Genomic DNA, 17336 nt, shown 5'->3' with positions numbered 1-17336 from the left:
ATGTCCGTCATCGCACCGACGGCTCGCAACGACGCGACCGTCAACCGCTGGGCCGTCCTCTGGGGCTCGGTCGCCATCCTCCTGTGCACAGGGGCCATCTACTCCTTCTCCGTCTTCGCCGGCCCCCTCGGCGAGGCCCACGGCTGGGACAAGCCGGCCGTGATGATGGCCTTCACCATCAACGCGGCGATCGGCCCGGTCCCGATGATCCTCGGCGGCTACATCGTCGACCGCGGCGGGGCACGGCTGTCGATCCTCGTCGGCGGGGTCCTCTTCGCGAGCGGCTTCATGCTCGCCGGTGTCGCCACCACCACGACGATGCTCTACCTCTCCTACGGACTCCTCGCCGGGCTCGGGCAGGGCCTGGCGTACTCCGGCTGCCTCAACAACACCCTCAAGCTCTTCCCCGACCGCCGAGGGCAGGCCGCAGGTCTCATCACCGGCGGCATGGGTCTGGCCTCGGTCGTGGCAGCCCCGGTCGCCCAGTGGATCATCCGCGAGCACTCGGTCCGCACGGCCTTCGTCGCGATGGGTGCCGTCTACCTCGTCGTGGTCCTCGTGGCCTCGACCTTCGTCCGCAAGGCCCCCGTCGGCTACGTCCCACCAGGGTGGACACCACCGTCAGGAGCCGCGGCCCAGGTGAACGTCAGCTGGACCGGGATGATCCAGACCCCGGCGTTCTACCTCATCTTCCTCATGATGGGCGTCGGCGCGTTCTCCGGCCTCATGATCGCCTCGAACGCCTCCCCCATCGGCCAGAGCATGTTCGGTCTCACCGCAGCGACAGCAGCCCTCTTCGTCAGCGCCTACTCGGCCTCCAACGCCCTGGGCCGCGTCGTCTGGGGCGCGGTGTCCGACCGCCTCGGCTACCTCAACGCGCTCATGGTCATCTACGGGGTCGTCGCCCTGTCGCTGCTGGTCCTCGTGGCCGTCGACTCCGTCATCGGCTTCGCCGTGGGCATCGTCGGCCTGGGGCTCTGCTTCGGTGGGGTCATGGGGGTCTTCCCGGCGCTCGTCATGAAGAACTTCGGTCCCAGGTTCCAGGGCATCAACTACGGGATCATGTTCACGGCCTACTCTCTCGCAGCGTTCTTCGCCCCGAGGATCGCCGCGAGCATGGCCGACGCGCACGACGGCGACTTCACCGTGGCCTTCTTCATCGCGATCGCGCTCGCAGCGGTCGGGCTGTTCCTGACCCTCGTCTTCGTCAGGTACTCCGCCCGGCGAGCACCCTCGCAGGCTCCGACCGCGAGCGCCCAGCCCCGCTGACCGTCTTCCCCGCGGTGCACGGGCAGGCCATCGCCCCGCGCGCCCGTACCCCCCATCCGGCGGTGCCCGAGCTCCCCTCCTCGGGCACCGCCACCACAGACGACGGAGGCCCCCTGATCGTCGACGCCCTCAGCCCCGCCGCGGCAGTCGCCTCGCTCGCACTGTCCGCTCCGCAGACCCTGTCGATCACCTCGGACCGTGGCGACCTCAGCGCGGCTGCCCTGACCGACCAGGCCTCGCGGCTCGCCGCCCACCTCACCGCGATCGGCACCCGCCCTGGAGACAGGGTCGCGTACGTCGGTCGCAACAGCCCCGCGACCCTCGTCACCGTCCTGGCCTGCGCGTGGACCGGCGCTGTCGCGGTGCCGTTGAGCTTCAGGCTCGCCCCCGCCGAGCTGGCCACGACCCTCGCGCACTGCGGTGCCACGGCCGTGGTGGTGGGGCGGGGCTCGGTCGCCACGGCAGTCGAGGCGCAGCCGCTCCTCGGTCACGTCCGATGGATCGTCGACGACGAGCACCAGAGCACGAGCTCGGCACCCGCGCCGGGCACCGTCCTCGCTGGGCGCGAGCCTGACGTGACGGTGCGCGCACCCGATCCCACGATGCGCAACCCTGACCTCGTCGGCTGGGTCAGCCCGGGGTGGGACAGGCGCGGGTGGGACAGCCTCAGCGCCCTGGGCGAGGTCCCCGACGCCACCCGCACGGCTCCCCTGCCTCGCGACGGCGACGACCTCGCCGTCCTGCTCTACACCTCGGGAACCTCCGGGCGCCCTAAAGGGATCATGCTCACCTGGGGGAACCTCGCCTGGGCGACCCGCAACATCGAGTCCGAGATCGAGACCCGTCCCGACGACGTGACGCTCGCCGTAGCCCCGATGTTCCACGTCGGCGGGCTCAACGCCCTCACCCTCAGCACCCTCGTCCGCGGTGGGACTGTCGTGGTCCGGGAGACCTTCGACGCGCAGCGCACCCTGGACGACCTGCGCGACGGTCAGATCACGTCGGTCTTCGGCGTCCCCGCGATGTTCGCCGCCGTCGCGCGATGCCCGGACTTCGCCACGAGCGACCTGTCAGGGGTCCGAGCGGCTCTGGTCGCCGGCGCCCTCGTGCCCGAGGCGCTGCTGGCCGACTACCTGAGCCGCGGCATCAGGCTCCAGACGTCCTGGGGCATGACCGAGACAGCCCCAGCGGTCACCTGCGTCCCCAGGCACCTCACGGCGAGCAAGCCCGGGTCCGCGGGTCGACCGCTCCCGTACACCGAGGTACGCCTGCGAGACCGGGCTGGTGACCTTGTCACCGAGCCTGGGACGACAGGCGAGATCACGGTCCGTGGCCCGAACGTCACCCGCGGCTACTGGGCTGACGCCGAGGCGACGTCAGCGGTCCTCTCCCCCGACGGCTGGCTGCGCACAGGCGACCTCGCACGCTGGGACCAGGACGGCTTCGTGACGATCGTGGGCCGCTGCACCGACATGATCAACACCGGCGGCGAGAAGGTCTACCCGGCGGAGGTCGAGCGGGCGCTGCGCGACCTGCCCGGGGTGAGCGAGGTCGTCGTCCTCGGGGTCCCGGACCCGACCTGGGGCGAGACCGTCGCCGCCGTGCTCGAGTGCCCGGTCGCTGTCGACATCGAGGTGGTGCAGGCCGTCGCGGCCCGGACGATCGCCCGCTACAAGCTGCCCCGCGTCCTGCTGTGCCTGCCCGAGCTCCCGCGGACCGACTCCGGCAAGGTCGACAGGCGCGGGCTCAGAGACACACTGAACGCTGCCGTACGTGACTCCCCGCCCGCACCGGCGTCGCCCTGAGCTTAGGAGTACCCGGGCGCCTCGTGCCCTCAGCGCTGCCCGTCCGCCTGACGCGCGAGCTCGGCGAGACGGGCGTTGTACGCCTCGAGCTCGGCGTCGCCGTCCCGCTCGGCCTGCCGGTCGTAGCGCTTGGCGTCCCGTGCGTCCGAGCGCGTCCACTGGAACACGACGATGAGCGCTGCGAAGACGACAGGCAGCTCACCTGCGCCCCACGCGATCCCGCCCCCGGTCTGCTGGTCGACGAGCAGTGCCGCCTGGTCGTCGCCGCCCATCGCCCGCCACCAGTCTGGGGCGAGCAGCGTGGTGGACTCCATGACCGCGACCCCGAAGAACGCGTGGAAGGCCATCGTCACGAGCAGCACGACGAGACGGATCGGCGGGCTGGCCTTCGGCGGGCCCGGGTCGACGCCCACGAGCATCCAGAAGAACAGGTACCCGCTCGCCAGGAAGTGCACCTGCATGAGCACGTGCCCCTGGTGCTTGAACAGCGCGAAGTCGAACCACCCCGTGTAGTAGAACGCGACGAGGCTCCCGGCGAAGATCACCCCGGCGACGGGCGGCTTGGACAGCACCTGCATGTAGCGGGAGTGGACCAGCACGAGGATCCACTCGCGTGGCCCGCGGCTCGCGTCCGTGCGGTGCGGGAGCACCCGCAGCAAGAGCAGGACCGGCCCGCCGAGGACGAGCGGGAGCGGGGCGAACATCATCAGCCCCATGTGCTGGATCATGTGCGTGCTGAAGTGCACCGAGCCGTACACGGCCGGACCGCCGCTCGTCACGAAGGCCAGCACGAGGCAGCCGACCAGCCACGAGACCGTGCGCCCGAGGGGCCACGCGTCTCCTCTGCGCCGCAGCCGCACCACGCAGGCCACGTACCCACCTGCGAGCACGCACACGAGGGCGAGCCACGCCCAGTCGACGTGCACCTGCGTGAGCATGTTCCGCACCGAGACGGGCTCCGGGTACGGGAAGCCGAGCAGCGCGTGGCGAGGGTCGCCGACCACAGGGTTCTGCGGGACGGGCGGCGCAGACCGTGACAGCGCGACCGACGCCCCCATCGTCACCGCCATGACGACCACCTCGGTGACCGCGAGCCTGACGAAGGCGCGCGAGCTGCGTGCCGGGTCCTCCAGCTGCGGGAGGATGCGACGACGCTGCGCCCAGCCGGCCGCGCCCAGCAGGCACAGGGCGAGGGTCTTGCCGACGAGCAGCAGCCCGTAGGGCGTCGCGAGGTCGTCCAGACCGTCGAGCCGCAACGACGCGTTGACGACTCCCGAGAAGGCGACCGCGACGAAGGCCCAGCCGGCGAGCGTCGAGTACCGGGCGACGACAGCTGCCAGGTGCGGGCCGACCCGTCGGCGCAGCAGCACCAGCCCGACGAGCCCGCCGACCCACGCGGTCACGCCGACGAGGTGGATCGCGAGAGAGTTGACGGCGTTCGCGTGCTCGTCGGCGCCCGCGGCGTGGCCGCTGAGCGAGAGCGGCAGGAGCGACAGGACGCTCAGCGCCGTGGCGACGGCCACCCACGACACCTTGCGGCTGGCGAGCAGCACGACGAGCGCGAGCGCGACGCAGCCGGCTGAGACGACCATGGTCTGCCCCAGCTCGATCCCTGTCGCGAAGTACCGCAGCTGGCCTGCGAAGCCGGGCGACGAGACCGGCGCACCGATCGCGTCGGCCGTGGTGAGCACGAGGACGGCGATCGCCGCAGCGAGCCACCCGGCCGCAGCCCGCGCGGCCCACCGCGCAGCAGTCCACTGCGAATAGCTGACGATGCCGGGCAGCTCGCGCTGGCCTGGCAGGACGAAGGTCGCGAGGATCAGCAGCCCGATGGTCACGGCCGCGAGCGCGTCGTGCAGGGCACGCGCAGCGGGCAGACCGTAGGTGACCAGGTCACCCGGACCGCCGAAGACGCTCGGCGCGAACTCCCCCGTGAGCAGCAGCCCGGCGAGGGCGACCACCACGGTCAGGGGCAGGCAGAGCAGCAGCACGACCTCGTCGGTGCGCAGCGTCGGGAAGCGGAAGGGTTCAGGGGTCGGGTCGGCGGTCTCGTCCTGCCCGGTCGGTGGGCTCGGCGCGGGCAGCGTGCTCGAGGTGACCGGGGCGCTGGGAGCGCTCGCGGTCGGCGCGCAGTCAGGCTGGGGTCTGCTGGTGCTCATGGGGGTCCTGTCCTGGGCACGGCGAGCGTGCGCACGCCGAGAGCGCGCGCGAGCGCCGTCGGGCGGTTCGTGCTGAGTGGTCGCGTCAGGTGCTGCGCGGCACCGGAGGACCACGGCGAGCAAGGCTCTCGGCCAGCACCTCGAGGGACCGGACGACCACGGGCACGGTGCCGACTGGACCATGCTGGCGCTTCAGGATGGGCACACCCGCTGCGGACCGTCGGGGCAGAGCCCAGCCGAGCACCGCCGTCGCGAGCCGGCGCAGCTGCGCGAGGAGCCTCTCGCCTCGGTGCAGGGTGAAGACGGTGAGGGCAGCAGCACCGGCGTGCGCCAACCACATCCCGACAGTGGTGTGGGCTGCGTGACCGGGGCCCCCGCTGCCGCCGACCACCGAGACGAGGACCGTGCCCTCGTGCGCGGCGTGCGAGTCGTGCCCTGCCCGCACGACGGCCGAGGCCCCCGCAGGGACGGTGCCGAGCACGAAGAGCGTGTGGAACAGCACCTGGCTGACAGCGACCGAGACGCTGAGCCGCAAGGCCAAGAGCCGGACCCCGGCGAGCACCGTGCACACCGAGACCGCGAAGACCAGCGGTACGACGACACCCAGGAACCCCGGGAGCGCAGCCCCGGCGAGCAGGTGCGAGGCGAGGGCGACGGCTGTCGACACCGAAGCCGCCGCTGCCCCGCGGACGAGCCGCGTCCCGCCGTCACCGCGAGCACCTGCCGCGGGCACCGGGACGGCTGTCCCGTGCGCGGGTGGTCGGGCGGCAGGCATGCCGACGAGCCTAACCGAGTCGCCTGACAGTGGGACCTGAGAGAGCGCGATGCCCTCGAGGCAGCCTGCGACCTCCCCGGCTGCCGGCCAGGTGACCGTGCCGCCTGCCGACCTCGGTGGGGCACAGGTCGTCCCTCAGCCGCCCCTCTGAGCAGGAGTTACGCCCCGGAAACACCGGCGAAACCGTGCGCGGCACACGGCCCGGTTAGCGTGACGCCACCTGCACCACCTCCGAGCGGTCTGCTCGACCCGGGCTGGGCGACGACGCTCTGACATCAGCCGAGGCGTCCCCCTGGACGTCTCCTCGGCGTGCGCTGAAACCCTCCCTCCGGTCGACGGACACCGTCTCCCGATCGCGAAGGTTGGCCCGACATCCCCATGCTCGAACACCCCCTGAAGGCGCGCTCCCGGCGCCGCACCCCGATCCTGGTCGCCTGCGGCCTCAGCCTGGGGCTCACCGTCCTGGCAGCCTCCCCAGCCTCGGCCGAGCCGACCGTGACGTCCACGACGCTCACGGCCACGCCCTCCGTCACCGTCGGTGACGCCGTCACCGTCGACCTCGGCCTTGCCGGCGCCACCGGTGTCTACGCCTACGAGGTGACGCTCACCTTCGACCCCGAGCTGCTCACCTACGCCCCCGGCACAGAGACCGGTCCCGCAGGAGGCTTCGACACGATCAAGACCGGGGACGGCACTCTCACGCTGGTGCACAGCCGGCTCGGCACCTCGCCGAGCCTGACCGGCGACCTCACCGCCGCTGTCGGCCTCACCGCCGTAGACGACGGAGACGCGACAGTCTCGGCAGCCGTGACCCTCGTCGACTCGGACGGCACGAGCACGCAGACGAGCCCCGCACCCGCAGCCGTCGAGATCGCGGCCGTGGCCGTCGAACCCACCCCGGGACCGACTCCGGAGCCCACCCCGACCCCCGACCCGACCGCGGCGCCCACGACCCCGGCACCGTCCGCGACACCCGAGGCCACCCCCACGCCTGGCGGGACAGGGAGCACACCACCGTCCGGCGGAGCAGGCACAGTCCCGGGCGCCACCCCCGACAACCCGCTCGCGAGCACGGGCTTCGGAGCAGCCACGCTCGTGCTGGTCGCCGCAGCCGCGACAGCCGCCGGCGTCGTGCTCCGTCGCCGTTCGGCAGGTGCCCGATGACCCCGCTCCGCCCGGGCGCGCAGACGCCCGCCCACCCCCGCACCTCCCCGAGGAAGAGCCCTGTGACCACACGCCCTGTCCGCACCGCAGCCGCGACCACCGGCGCCTTCGCCCTCCTCGCGGCCAGCGCCCTCGGGGCCCTCCCCGCCTCGGCCGACGACGTCGCGGCGGTCCCGTCAGGCGTCATGCTGGCCCCGTACTACACAGATCTCGACCTCACCGGCGACCGCCAGGTGACCCAGACCGACCTCGACGTGGTCGCCGAGCACCTCGGCGAGACGACCGCGAGCCCTGGCTGGTCCGCCGTGGCGACAGCCGACGTCGACGCCGACGGGGTCATCACCGTCACCGACCTCGCCGCCGTGTCCGGCCGGATGATCTACGACGACGGCCCCTTCGACCTGATCGAGGCGACGACCGTCGACATGCAGGCGGCCATGAACGCCGGGGTGACCACCTCTGTCGAGATCACCCAGGCGTACATCGACAGGATCGCCGCCTACGACTCGACGGTCGTCCCGGGCGGTGCGCGTCCGCTCAGCTCGATCATCACCGTCAACGACAAGGCGCTGGCCGCGGCAGCCGCGGCCGACACGGTCCGAGCGTCGCAGGGCATGACGAGCATGCTGCTCGGTGTCCCCGTCGCGGTGAAGGACAACTACGACACCCTCGACATGCCCACGACCGGTGGTTGCGGCTGCTGGGACGCCAACCAGACGTCGACCGACGCCGCGATGGTCGGCGGGCTGCGGGCCGAGGGCGCCGTGATCCTCGCCAAGGCCAGCCTCGACGAGTTCGCCTACGGCTTCGTCTCGGAGTTCTCAGCCTTCCAGCCTGCTGGCAGCACGAGGCTCGTCGCGAGCCCCTACGACACCACCAAGTCTGCCGGCGGCTCGAGCGGCGGCACAGGCTCGTCGGTGTCCGCGAACCTCGCCGGGATCGGGTTCGGGACCGACACCGGCGGGTCGATCCGCATCCCGTCCACCTACAACCAGCTCGTCGGCGTCCGCCCGACGGTCGGTCTGACGAGCCGGGACGGCATCATCCCGCTCGCCCTGAGCCAGGACACCGGCGGTCCGATGACCCGCAGCGTCACCGACGCCGCGGTCGCCCTGGACGCCGTGGTCGGGATCGACCCCGCCGACCCTGTGACGCTCGAGCAGACCGGGAAGGTCCCCGAGTCGTACACGGCCTCGCTCGACGTCGACGCCCTGGACGGCGCGCGCATCGGGTTCGTGCCCTCGATGATCGGGACGAACCCCACGAACGTCCGGCTCTGGGCGCAGACCCGCGCGACCCTCGAGTCGCTCGGCGCGACTGTCGTCGAGATCACACCGCCGGCTCAGTTCGCCGCTGTGCTCAACGAGGGCTCGGGCAGCACCAACGAGTTCAAGCACGACCTGGCTGTCTACGTCCAGAACCACCTCGCACCCGAGGTGACCAGCCGCACCATCACCGACATCGTCGCATCAGGCGCCTTCGTGACCTCACGGACCGGCATCTACCAGCAGCGCGATGCCGTCACCGAGGACACGTACCAGGCGTGGGCGGGCCCGCTCGGCACGCACACGGCCCAGATCGAGGCCGGTCACGTGCTCGTCACCTCGATGATGGACAGCCAGGACCTCGACGCGATCGCCTACCCGTCGGGCACCCCCTACGGCACGCAGGGCACGAACATGCGCCTGAGCCCGAACACCGGCATGCCCGCCGTCACCGTCCCGATGGGACAGGCCATCCCGGCCGACGGCACGACCCCTGGGGCAGGCGTGAACCTCGAGCTCCTGGGCCGGGACTACTCCGAGGGCGACCTGCTCGGCCTCGCGTACTCCTTCGAGCAGGCCACCCACCTGCGCACGACCCCGGCGCTGTACGGGGCGCTCGACTGATCTGAGGGGTCGTATCGCAGCCGCGGTCGTGGGCGCCCCGGGAGACCCGTCTCCCGGGGCGTCTGTGCGTCCGGGCACACAGGCTGACCCCTGCCGATCCTCGACGCCCAGCACAGAGACAGAAGAGGCCGCCCCCGAACCGGGGACGGCCTCTGACCTGCTGCTACCTGCTGTGGGCGATACTGGGTTCGAACCAGTGACCTCTTCGGTGTGAACGAAGCGCGCTACCACTGCGCCAATCGCCCGTACGTGTACGGCAAGCTCCTGCGACAGTGCGCGGTGTGCTCGTGGAAGAGCGTAACCGGTCGAGGGCCTCTGACGCGAACTGGCTCGCCGACACGGGGTCTCAGGGGTCGATGCCCTCGGCCAGACGGCGACCGAACAGCTCCTGAGCAGCGACGACGAGCGGCCCCGGGACGACGTCCTTGCCGTCGAGGGAGACCACGGGGGCGACGTTGCGGATGCTGCCCGCGAGCGCCAGGCTGACGCCCCGCTCTCCCGTCACCCCGCCGATCGTCCCGCCGCCCGCGAGCGTCACCTCGTCGAGGATACCGAAGGGCAGCTCGTCGATCCGGGCCTCACGGGCGGGGAGTCCCTCGTCGCGCGCCCACTCGAGCATGAGCTCGCGGGTGATGCCCGCCAGGCAGCCGGTCTCGAGGTGGGGGGTCAGCAGCTCGCCGCCGATCTCGACGAAGACGTTCGAGGCCGTCCCCTCGCAGAGCGCACCGACGGTGTTGGCCATGAGACCTTCGTCACCGCCCCGCTCGCTCGCGTAGGCGTAGCCGACGACGTTCTCGGCGTAGGACGTGGTCTTGAGGCCTGCGACGGCCGAGCGCTCGTTGCGCACCCACGGCAGGCGCACCGCGCGCGAGACGGAGGACGGCGACGCAGGTCCAGCAGCGACGAGCAAGGAGAGCGGGCCGTCTCCGCGCATCGAGCCGAGCGGCGCCGGTCCTCCGGTCACCGTGATGCGCAGCCGCCCGGAGTCGGGGGCCGCGGCGAGGACCTGGGCGACGGCGTCGCGGACCAGCTGTTCCTCGGGGGCGACGAGCCCGATCCCTGCTGCGGAGCGGGCGAGCCTGCGCAGGTGACGGGTCAGCGCGAAGGCCTGTCCCCCGTAGACCGCGCAGGTCTCGAAGACACCGTCTCCGACCGTGATGCCGTGGTCGACAGCGCTGAGCGCTGGCTCCTCGGGCGTGAGCAGATGGCCGTCGGACCAGATCACAACTGTCATGGACCTCAGTCTGCCGCAGATGCCAGAGCGATCAACCGGGCGGCCTTGAGCTCGGTCTCCTCCCACTCCCGCACGGGGTCGCTCCCCCACGTGATGCCAGCACCGGTGCCGAAGCGCAGGCGCTCGTCCTGGGACCACCAGAAGGTCCGGATGCCCACAGCGAGCTCTGCGGTCCCGGCGTCGGCGTCGACCCAGCCGACGGCCCCGCAGTACGGGCCACGCGGCGCGGTCTCGAGCTCGTCGATGATCCGCAGCGCCGAGGACTTCGGGGCACCGGACACCGAGGCCGGCGGGAAGGTGGCCGTGAGCAGACGCGCCCAGAGGTCGTCGGCCGTGGCCACCTGCGGGCGCAGCACCCCGGTGACCGTCGAGACCAGGTGGACGAGTCCCGGGTGCTCCTCGACGTCGAGGAGGGTGGTCACCGCGACGGTCCCCGGGACGCAGACGCGCTGGAGGTCGTTGCGGACGAGGTCTGTGATCATCACGTTCTCCGCCTCGTCCTTGGCCGTCAGGCCCTCGACGGTGCGGGCCGTCCCCTTGATCGGGGCGGAGGTGAGGGTCGCCGGTCCCGGACCGACCAGGCCCTCGACGCGGAGGTAGAGCTCGGGCGAGGCCGTGACGACCCAGACAGGGTCGAGGGCCGGCGCAGCTGCACCTGGGACGTGCACCACCCCCTGGTACGGGGCAGGGTTGCCCGCCGCGAGCCTGTCGGCAAGGGCACGGGGATCAGGTTCGTGGCCCTCGACCCGCAGGAGGGGGGCGTCGAGCACCCGGCAGATGTTCGCCTGGTAGACCGTCCCCGCCCGGACGTGCTCACGCACGCGCCGAACGGCGTCCACGTAGGCGTCACGGTCGAGCGAGGTGGACCACGACTGCGTGGTGGGCCCCCGCCAGGCGGCCGGCAGGCCCTCCGAACCGGCGACACCTGGCTGGTCTGCTGCGACGCGCGTCACGTCCGCGAACCGCCATGCGCGGGCGGGCCCCTCGAACTCGGCGACCACGAACCAGGTCCCGCCGCGGCGCAGCGCCTGGGGGTCTCGCGCGAGGTCGACCATCTCGACGGGCCGTCGAGCCTCGACCCCGGCGAATCGCGCGTATCCCTGCTGGTTGTCCACGCGGCCACGCTACCCAGAGTCCGTCGGGACCGGGCTCGCGTCCGCCCCGTCGGTGCCCCGCGACGCCCGAGCCCCACCTCGGGACACTCTCTTTCCGCAGGTTCCTGCGCTTCCTGACCTGCGACGACGAGCCAGTTGGACTCAGGACCGAAAGTTCAATAGAGTCTGTGACGCGCCAAGAACACCGACGCAGTTCGAACGGTGTCCTGAAGCAGCATGCGGACGTGGCTCAGTGGTAGAGCATCACCTTGCCAAGGTGAGGGTCGCGGGTTCGAATCCCGTCGTCCGCTCGGAGATAGACCTTCCGAGCAATCTGAAGATCTGTGTCTCTACGGTGGAGTGGCCGAGAGGCGAGGCAGCGGCCTGCAAAGCCGTCCACACGGGTTCGAATCCCGTCTCCACCTCGCAGAACGACACGAAGTACCGGTAGTTCAGCACGGCAGCATCACTCTGGGCGATTGGCGCAGCGGTAGCGCGCTTCCCTGACACGGAAGAGGTCACTGGTTCGATCCCAGTATCGCCCACAGAGCAGGACAAGAAAGACCCCCTCGGATCTCTCCGAGCGGGTCTTTCTGCGTCTCGGTGCCGCACGAGCCGTGCCGCACGAGCCTGTGAGACCAGCATCACCGTGCTGCCTCAGCCAGTCCCCCGGCCGCCTTCCTCGCGCCGGTCAGGGCCGAGAAGCGGTCCTCGCCCAGGCTGTGGGACTCGCGCTTCTGGCGGGATCCCGGGCCTCAGCAGCGGTCCCAACCCCCCGCCGTGACGCCGGTTTGGGGGAACGCAAAACCTGGTCTACTGTAATCCACGCACCGGACGGCGCTGAGAGATCAGCCCAGAAGGCGTGCGGACGTGGCTCAGTGGTAGAGCATCACCTTGCCAAGGTGAGGGTCGCGGGTTCGAATCCCGTCGTCCGCTCGGAGATCGGTTCTCAGGTTCGCCTGGTACCCGTTCGACTACGGTGGAGTGGCCGAGAGGCGAGGCAGCGGCCTGCAAAGCCGTCCACACGGGTTCGAATCCCGTCTCCACCTCTCAGCACCACCTCCCGCAGCACGACCGCGGGAGCAGCACGACAGCATCACCCCGCGGGACACCCCGGGCGATTGGCGCAGCGGTAGCGCGCTTCCCTGACACGGAAGAGGTCACTGGTTCGATCCCAGTATCGCCCACCACAGCACGACTCAGCAGGCCGTCCCGGAGCATCCGGGGCGGCCTTCGTGGTTCCTCCCCCACAACTTCCACCCGCTCGGCGCTCGATCATCAGCCGTCGTGCGTCGCCCCCACCAGTTACCGTGAGGCCGTGAAGCGCACACCGATCCCCGACCAGGACCACGGCACAGCCGCGTCCTCGGACAGGCGCGGTCCGCAGATCAACCGCTCGGTCATCTTGTCCCAGCTGCTGTTCGGGTCGGCCGTGCTCAGCGTCCTCACACTCATCCAGTGGTTCGCGCCGGGGCGCCTCACCGACCACGTCATGTTCATCGGGGTCGTCCTGGCCTTCGTCGCGACGGGTGCGGCCCTGCTGGTCCCCTGGAACAGGTTCGACAAGCGCTGGATCATGATCCTGCCGGTCACGGACATGGTCGCGATCCTCCTTCTGCGCATCGAGACTCCGGAGATGGGCCTCGGTGTGCTCTGGTTCCTCCCGGTCATCTGGTTGTCGACCTATTTCGGCCTCACGGGCACCATCACCGCGGTCGCTCTGGCGACCCTGGGCAGCTGGGCGACGGTCGCGATCGAGCCGAGCGCCATCACGCTCTCGTCCTTCACCCTGCTCGTCCTGCTGCCCCTCGTGCTGTCCATCGTCGCGGCGTCGACGCACATCAGCTCCCGCCGCGACCACGCGCAGCGCACGCTCATGCGCAAGCAGGCCTCCTTGCTCAACGAGGCCTTCGTCTCCGCGCGCCACCACGAGCAGCTGCTCACCGAGGTGCTCAACACCGTGACCTTCGGTGTCGTGCGCTTCGACCGTGACGGTGTCATCACCTTCGCGAACAGTGCGCACACCCGGATGCACGACCGCGACTCGGCACTGCCCGACAGGCCGCGCCACGAGGTCGTCTACCAGGCTGACCGCACGACACCGTTCCGCGAGGAAGAGCGTCCATTCTTCCGCTCGCAGCGCGGCGAGGCCTTCGACGACGTCCTCATCTGGGTGGGCAACCCGGGCGAAGACCGCCACGCGTACTTCATGACCTCCCGCCGTCTCGTTGACGCCCGCGACGGGTCCTTCGACGGCACGATCCTGGTCTCGGGCGAGGTGACGACCGAGCTCAACGCGATCTCGGCCCGCGACGACCTCATCGCCTCGGTCTCCCACGAGCTCCGCACGCCTCTCACCTCGATCCTCGGGTACCTCGAGCTCGTCCTCGACGACGACCTTCCCGACCACGCCCGCCCGTCCCTCGAGATCGTGGAGCGCAACAGCAACCGCCTCCTCGACCTCGTCACCGAGATCCTCTCGGCCTCGCGCCAGGCGTCCAAGCCGCTCGAGATCACCCCGGTCCCCGTCGACCTGGGCACCACGGTCTTGCAGTCGGCGGAGTCGCTCCTCCCCCGGGCCCGCGAGCGTGACGTGGTCGTCGACACGAGCGGCGTCCGCAACGTCCTCACCGTCGCCGACCCCTTCCGCATGCGGCAGGTCATCGACAACGTCCTGTCGAACGCCATCAAGTACAACGTCGACCACGGTCGGGTGGACCTCGCGCTGCGCCAGCAGGGCGAGGAGCTGGTGCTCACGGTCCGCGACACGGGGATCGGGATCTCAGGCGAAGAGCTGCCGAAGCTCTTCGAGCACTTCTTCCGCTCCGCCGCCGTGCGGAACTCCGCTGTCCACGGCAGCGGGCTCGGCATGGGGATCGCCCGCGAGATCGTGCGCAAGCACGGCGGCGACCTCACCGTCGAGAGCACGCTCGGCAGCGGGACCACAGTCACCGTCACCGTCCCCACGAGAGCCGCGACATGACCCTCGACCAGCAGACCCTCAGCCTCGCCACAGGGATCGTCGTCCTGACCGCCGGCCTCCTCTTCGTCGTCGAGACGGTGTTCAGGCGCGACAGCACGACGAGCCGGCTGTGGTCGCTCGGGTACCTGGCCGGCATCCTCACGGCCTTCTCGTACCTGCTGTGGGCGAGCTCGCCGAGCATGTGGTGGGCCGTCGCCGTGGGCAACGCCGCCTTCGTCGTGAGCGCGGGAGCGATCTGGAACGGCAACAGGTCGTACAACGGGCGCCGCAGCTACGTCGAGGTCACGCTCCTGCTCGCCGTCATCACCGGCTTCGCCGCCGGGATCGCCGGTCCTGACGGGGGTGACTGGGCCGGTGCTCCAGTCTGGTTCGGCTCGGTGGCCGTGCTCGCGGGCCTAGGCGCTGCCGAGACGTGGCGTGGCGCGCTGCGCAAGGACGTCAACGCGCGCGGCCTGTCTGTCGTGCTGACCGTCGAGTCCCTGCTCTTCGCGGCACGGTTCGTGACGTACTTCGCCTTCGGCACCAGCAGCTATGTCTTCACCGACGTCCTGGGGACGGCGACGGCGTCGATCCTCACCATGGTCCTCATGGTCGTGGCCGCGGTCTCGATGTCGGTGCTGCGGTCCGAGACGTCCTTCGCGCACGCCCGGCGCCGTTCGACGCCGGTGTTCACGGCACGCCGGCTCGTCGACGACCAGTCCTTCCAGCAGGTCGCGGCCGACAGGCTCGAGCGCGCCCACAACCACGACGAGAGGGTCGCGCTGCTGCACGTCGACCTCGACGACCTCGAGACCATCAACACGGCCTTCGGCAGGTCCGTCGCGGACCTCGTCATCACGGCCTACGCGACGACGGTCCGCAACGGGACGCCGACCTCGTCGGTCATCGGCGAGGTCGGCGCGGGCCGGATCTCGATCGTCTTCACCGAAGCCCAGCCCGGCGCTGGTCTCTCGACAGCCACGGCCCTGCGCCGAGCCCTCCTCGACACCGACGTCCCCGAGGCACCTGGTGCGAGCCTCACCGCGAGCATCGGCGTCGCGACGACGGAGCACTTCGGCTACGACCTCGAACCGCTCCACCAGGCCGCGCGGCGCGCCGCGGACGACGCGAGCGCGGCGGGTGGCAACAGGGTGAGCGACGCCTGGCTGCTCGAGGTGTCCAAGCGGCCCGACTGGCACTGAGCCTCGCGCAGGGTTATCCCCTGCTGCGAGCATGCAGGCCTGTGACCTGTGCGGCAGCATGGTCGGGACAGGCGCCGGCGACCGTCGGCGTCGCCCACAGGTGCCGAGAGGACGTGCCCGCGTATGCGGTCGAGGTCGACCCCGAGAGAGATCCTGCTGGTCAGGCACGGTGAGAGCGTCGCGAACGTCGCGAGCATGGAGGCCGAGCGGTCGGGCTCCCAGCGCCTCGACGTCACGAGCCGAGAGGCCGACGTCCCCTTGTCGGAGCAGGGCGAGCAGCAGGCCGACGCCGTCGGGAGGTGGCTGCGAGACCTCGACCCCGACGACACCCCTCAGGCTGTGTGGTCCTCCCCGTACCTGCGGGCACACGACACCGCACGGCGCGCGCTCCGGGCGGCCGGGTCAGACCTCCAGGTGCGGCTGGACGAGAGGCTCCGCGACCGCGACCTCGGCGTCTTCGACAGGCTCTCGACCGCCGGGATCAAGGCTCTCGAGCCTGACGAGGCCGAGCGCCGGGCGTGGCACGGCAAGTTCTACCACCGCCCGGGCGGCGGGGAGTCGTGGACCGACCTGGCCGCGCGGGTCCGCGCCTTCCTCGCGGACCTGGAGAGCCTCGCCGACCCGCCAGAACGTGTGCTCATCACCTGCCACGACGCTGTCATCATGACCTTCCGCTATGTCTGCGAGGGCCTCACCGAGGAAGAGGTCCTCGCGCTGGCCCGTGACAGGCCCGTGGGCAACGCCTCGCTCACGCTGCTGCGCCGCGACGACAGCGACCCGCTCGCGCTGGCCGGCTCGTGGCACGCGGTCCTCACCCAGGCGGACGACCACCTCACGGGCGACGCCGCCGAGCACACCGACGAACCTGGGAGCTCCGATGTCTGACACCACGCCCCGCGCCCTGACTCCCGCCGTCCTGCGCAGCTGGGGGCTGCCGACCGAGGCCGGCTCGAAGTACGACCGAGGGACGGTCCTCGTCGTCGGCGGAGCCGCGGGGACCCCGGGCGCGGCGATGCTCGCCGGGATCTCGGCGCTGCGAGTCGGTGCCGGGCGGCTCACCCTGGCCGTCGCGGAGGGTGTCGCGGCGGCTGTCGCCGTCGCGGTCCCCGAGTCGGGCGTGGTGCCGCTGCCCCAGTCGGAGGACGGCACCGTCCTCGGGTCCGATGCTGGACGGCTCGAGACGGAGGCCTCCTCCTCGGACGTGGTGGTCGTCGGGCCGGGCCTCGACGACGCCGACGAGACCGCCGAGCTGCTCCGCGGGCTCGTCCCGCTCCTCGGCGACAGCACGGTCCTCGCGCTCGACGCCTACGCCCTCGGCGTGCTGCCCGGCCTGGGTGACCTCCTGGACCCGCTGCGTGGTCGGATCGTCCTCACGCCGAACCCGACCGAGGCCGGGCTGCTGCTCGGAGGAGACCCTGGTGACGACTCGGGCTCTGACGGTTCGGAGGACGAGCCCGACGTCGCCGAGCAGACCACCTCGATCGCCCGCCGCTTCGGCGCCGTCGTCTCGTGCCAGGGGATCGTCGCCGATCCCGACGGCGGGCTCTGGGAGGGGACCACGGGCACCTCGGGGCTCGCGACCTCCGGGTCGGGCGACGTCCTGGTCGGAGCGATCGCCGGGATCGCAGCCCGCTCTGTGCCGCTCGACCAGGCAGCGTGCTGGGGCACCCACCTGCACGCCGTGAGCGGCGACAGGCTGGCAGCCTCGGTCGGCACCGTGGGCTACCTGGCACGCGAGCTCGCCGAGCAGCTGCCGCACGCCCTCGCCGAGCTCTCCACCTGA

12 protein-coding genes and 7 tRNA genes are annotated in these 17336 nt (G+C 71.2%); 14 read left to right on the top strand and 5 right to left on the bottom strand.

All coding sequences use genetic code 11. The annotated features are described in order from the left end of the window. Positions 1 to 1269 (top strand): L-lactate MFS transporter, encoded by a 1269-nt coding sequence (locus ASG53_RS10305; RefSeq protein WP_056132383.1) that lies wholly within the window; start codon positions 1 to 3, stop codon positions 1267 to 1269. A 62-nt stretch (positions 1270 to 1331) separates the two neighbouring features. Further along, positions 1332 to 3074: a class I adenylate-forming enzyme family protein gene (locus ASG53_RS19855; protein WP_056132380.1), complete on the top strand. Its 1743-nt coding sequence runs from the start codon at positions 1332 to 1334 to the stop codon at positions 3072 to 3074. 29 nt (positions 3075 to 3103) lie between these two features. Here the strand turns inward: ASG53_RS19855 and ASG53_RS10295 are convergent, their stop codons facing one another. Together ASG53_RS10295 and ASG53_RS10290 are read right to left on the bottom strand one after the other, a co-directional pair. Further along, positions 3104 to 5233 (bottom strand): bifunctional copper resistance protein CopD/cytochrome c oxidase assembly protein, encoded by a 2130-nt coding sequence (locus ASG53_RS10295; protein WP_056132377.1) that lies wholly within the window; start codon positions 5231 to 5233, stop codon positions 3104 to 3106. Between the two features lie 85 nt (positions 5234 to 5318). Beyond that, on the bottom strand, positions 5319 to 6008 hold the full coding sequence (locus ASG53_RS10290; protein ID WP_056132375.1) for a hypothetical protein: 690 nt from the start codon (positions 6006 to 6008) through the stop codon (positions 5319 to 5321). 378 nt (positions 6009 to 6386) lie between these two features. Here ASG53_RS10290 and ASG53_RS10285 point away from each other — a divergent pair, with 378 nt between their 5' ends. Both ASG53_RS10285 and ASG53_RS10280 read left to right on the top strand, forming a co-directional pair. Then, a complete protein-coding gene (locus ASG53_RS10285; RefSeq protein WP_056132372.1) occupies positions 6387 to 7172 on the top strand; it encodes a cohesin domain-containing protein in 786 nt (261 codons plus the stop codon). A 62-nt stretch (positions 7173 to 7234) separates the two neighbouring features. Continuing rightward, a complete protein-coding gene (locus ASG53_RS10280; protein WP_235533899.1) occupies positions 7235 to 9061 on the top strand; it encodes an amidase family protein in 1827 nt (608 codons plus the stop codon). Positions 9062 to 9234: 173 nt separating this feature from the next. On the opposite strand, the gene ASG53_RS10275 is transcribed toward ASG53_RS10280, so the two are convergent. The 3 genes from ASG53_RS10275 to ASG53_RS10265 form a co-directional block, all read right to left on the bottom strand. Next, positions 9235 to 9306 (bottom strand) — tRNA-Val (locus ASG53_RS10275). Positions 9307 to 9407: 101 nt separating this feature from the next. Further along, positions 9408 to 10295, bottom strand: coding sequence for an aminotransferase class IV (locus ASG53_RS10270; protein ID WP_056132366.1), 888 nt, complete (start codon positions 10293 to 10295; stop codon positions 9408 to 9410). Positions 10296 to 10300: 5 nt separating this feature from the next. Continuing rightward, a complete protein-coding gene (locus ASG53_RS10265; protein ID WP_056132363.1) occupies positions 10301 to 11410 on the bottom strand; it encodes a chorismate-binding protein in 1110 nt (369 codons plus the stop codon). A gap of 218 nt (positions 11411 to 11628) precedes the next feature. Here ASG53_RS10265 and ASG53_RS10260 point away from each other — a divergent pair. From ASG53_RS10260 to ASG53_RS10215, 10 genes are all read left to right on the top strand, one after another. Next, positions 11629 to 11700: transfer RNA gene (locus ASG53_RS10260), tRNA-Gly, on the top strand. 43 nt (positions 11701 to 11743) lie between these two features. Beyond that, a tRNA-Cys gene (locus ASG53_RS10255) sits at positions 11744 to 11814 on the top strand. Positions 11815 to 11862: 48 nt separating this feature from the next. Beyond that, positions 11863 to 11934, top strand: a tRNA-Val gene (locus ASG53_RS10250). A 319-nt stretch (positions 11935 to 12253) separates the two neighbouring features. Then, positions 12254 to 12325 (top strand) — tRNA-Gly (locus tag ASG53_RS10245). Positions 12326 to 12367: 42 nt separating this feature from the next. Further along, a tRNA-Cys gene (locus ASG53_RS10240) sits at positions 12368 to 12438 on the top strand. A 66-nt stretch (positions 12439 to 12504) separates the two neighbouring features. Then, positions 12505 to 12579: transfer RNA gene (locus ASG53_RS10235), tRNA-Val, on the top strand. Between the two features lie 128 nt (positions 12580 to 12707). Then, positions 12708 to 14372 carry a sensor histidine kinase gene (locus ASG53_RS10230; RefSeq protein WP_082543963.1) on the top strand — a complete coding sequence of 555 codons (1665 nt, stop codon included), beginning with the start codon at positions 12708 to 12710 and terminating at the stop codon, positions 14370 to 14372. Further along, positions 14369 to 15553 (top strand): GGDEF domain-containing protein, encoded by a 1185-nt coding sequence (locus ASG53_RS10225; protein WP_056132360.1) that lies wholly within the window; start codon positions 14369 to 14371, stop codon positions 15551 to 15553. Before ASG53_RS10230 ends, ASG53_RS10225 begins: the two co-directional genes overlap by 4 nt. Positions 15554 to 15676: 123 nt before the next feature. After that, a complete protein-coding gene (locus ASG53_RS10220) occupies positions 15677 to 16438 on the top strand; it encodes a histidine phosphatase family protein (protein ID WP_056132357.1) in 762 nt (253 codons plus the stop codon). Next, entirely contained in the window at positions 16431 to 17336 is a 906-nt protein-coding gene (locus ASG53_RS10215; protein ID WP_200945486.1) for an NAD(P)H-hydrate dehydratase, read from the top strand. The genes ASG53_RS10220 and ASG53_RS10215 overlap by 8 nt, the downstream gene beginning before the upstream one ends.

The sequence above is a fragment of the Sanguibacter sp. Leaf3 genome (assembly GCF_001425965.1).
Taxonomy (GTDB): Bacteria; Actinomycetota; Actinomycetes; order Actinomycetales; family Cellulomonadaceae; genus Sanguibacter; species Sanguibacter inulinus.
This window is presented reverse-complemented; position numbering and strand designations above follow the sequence as displayed.

Coding starts and splice junctions, on each gene's coding strand:
- ASG53_RS10285 (WP_056132372.1), top strand. CDS start 6,387: ATGCTCGAACACCCCCTGAAGGCGCGCTCCCGGCGCCGCACCCCGATC.
- ASG53_RS10295 (WP_056132377.1), bottom strand. CDS start 5,233: ATGAGCACCAGCAGACCCCAGCCTGACTGCGCGCCGACCGCGAGCGCT.
- ASG53_RS10270 (WP_056132366.1), bottom strand. CDS start 10,295: ATGACAGTTGTGATCTGGTCCGACGGCCATCTGCTCACGCCCGAGGAG.
- ASG53_RS10215 (WP_200945486.1), top strand. CDS start 16,431: ATGTCTGACACCACGCCCCGCGCCCTGACTCCCGCCGTCCTGCGCAGC.
- ASG53_RS10305 (WP_056132383.1), top strand. CDS start 1: ATGTCCGTCATCGCACCGACGGCTCGCAACGACGCGACCGTCAACCGC.
- ASG53_RS10225 (WP_056132360.1), top strand. CDS start 14,369: ATGACCCTCGACCAGCAGACCCTCAGCCTCGCCACAGGGATCGTCGTC.
- ASG53_RS10220 (WP_056132357.1), top strand. CDS start 15,677: ATGCGGTCGAGGTCGACCCCGAGAGAGATCCTGCTGGTCAGGCACGGT.
- ASG53_RS10290 (WP_056132375.1), bottom strand. CDS start 6,008: ATGCCTGCCGCCCGACCACCCGCGCACGGGACAGCCGTCCCGGTGCCC.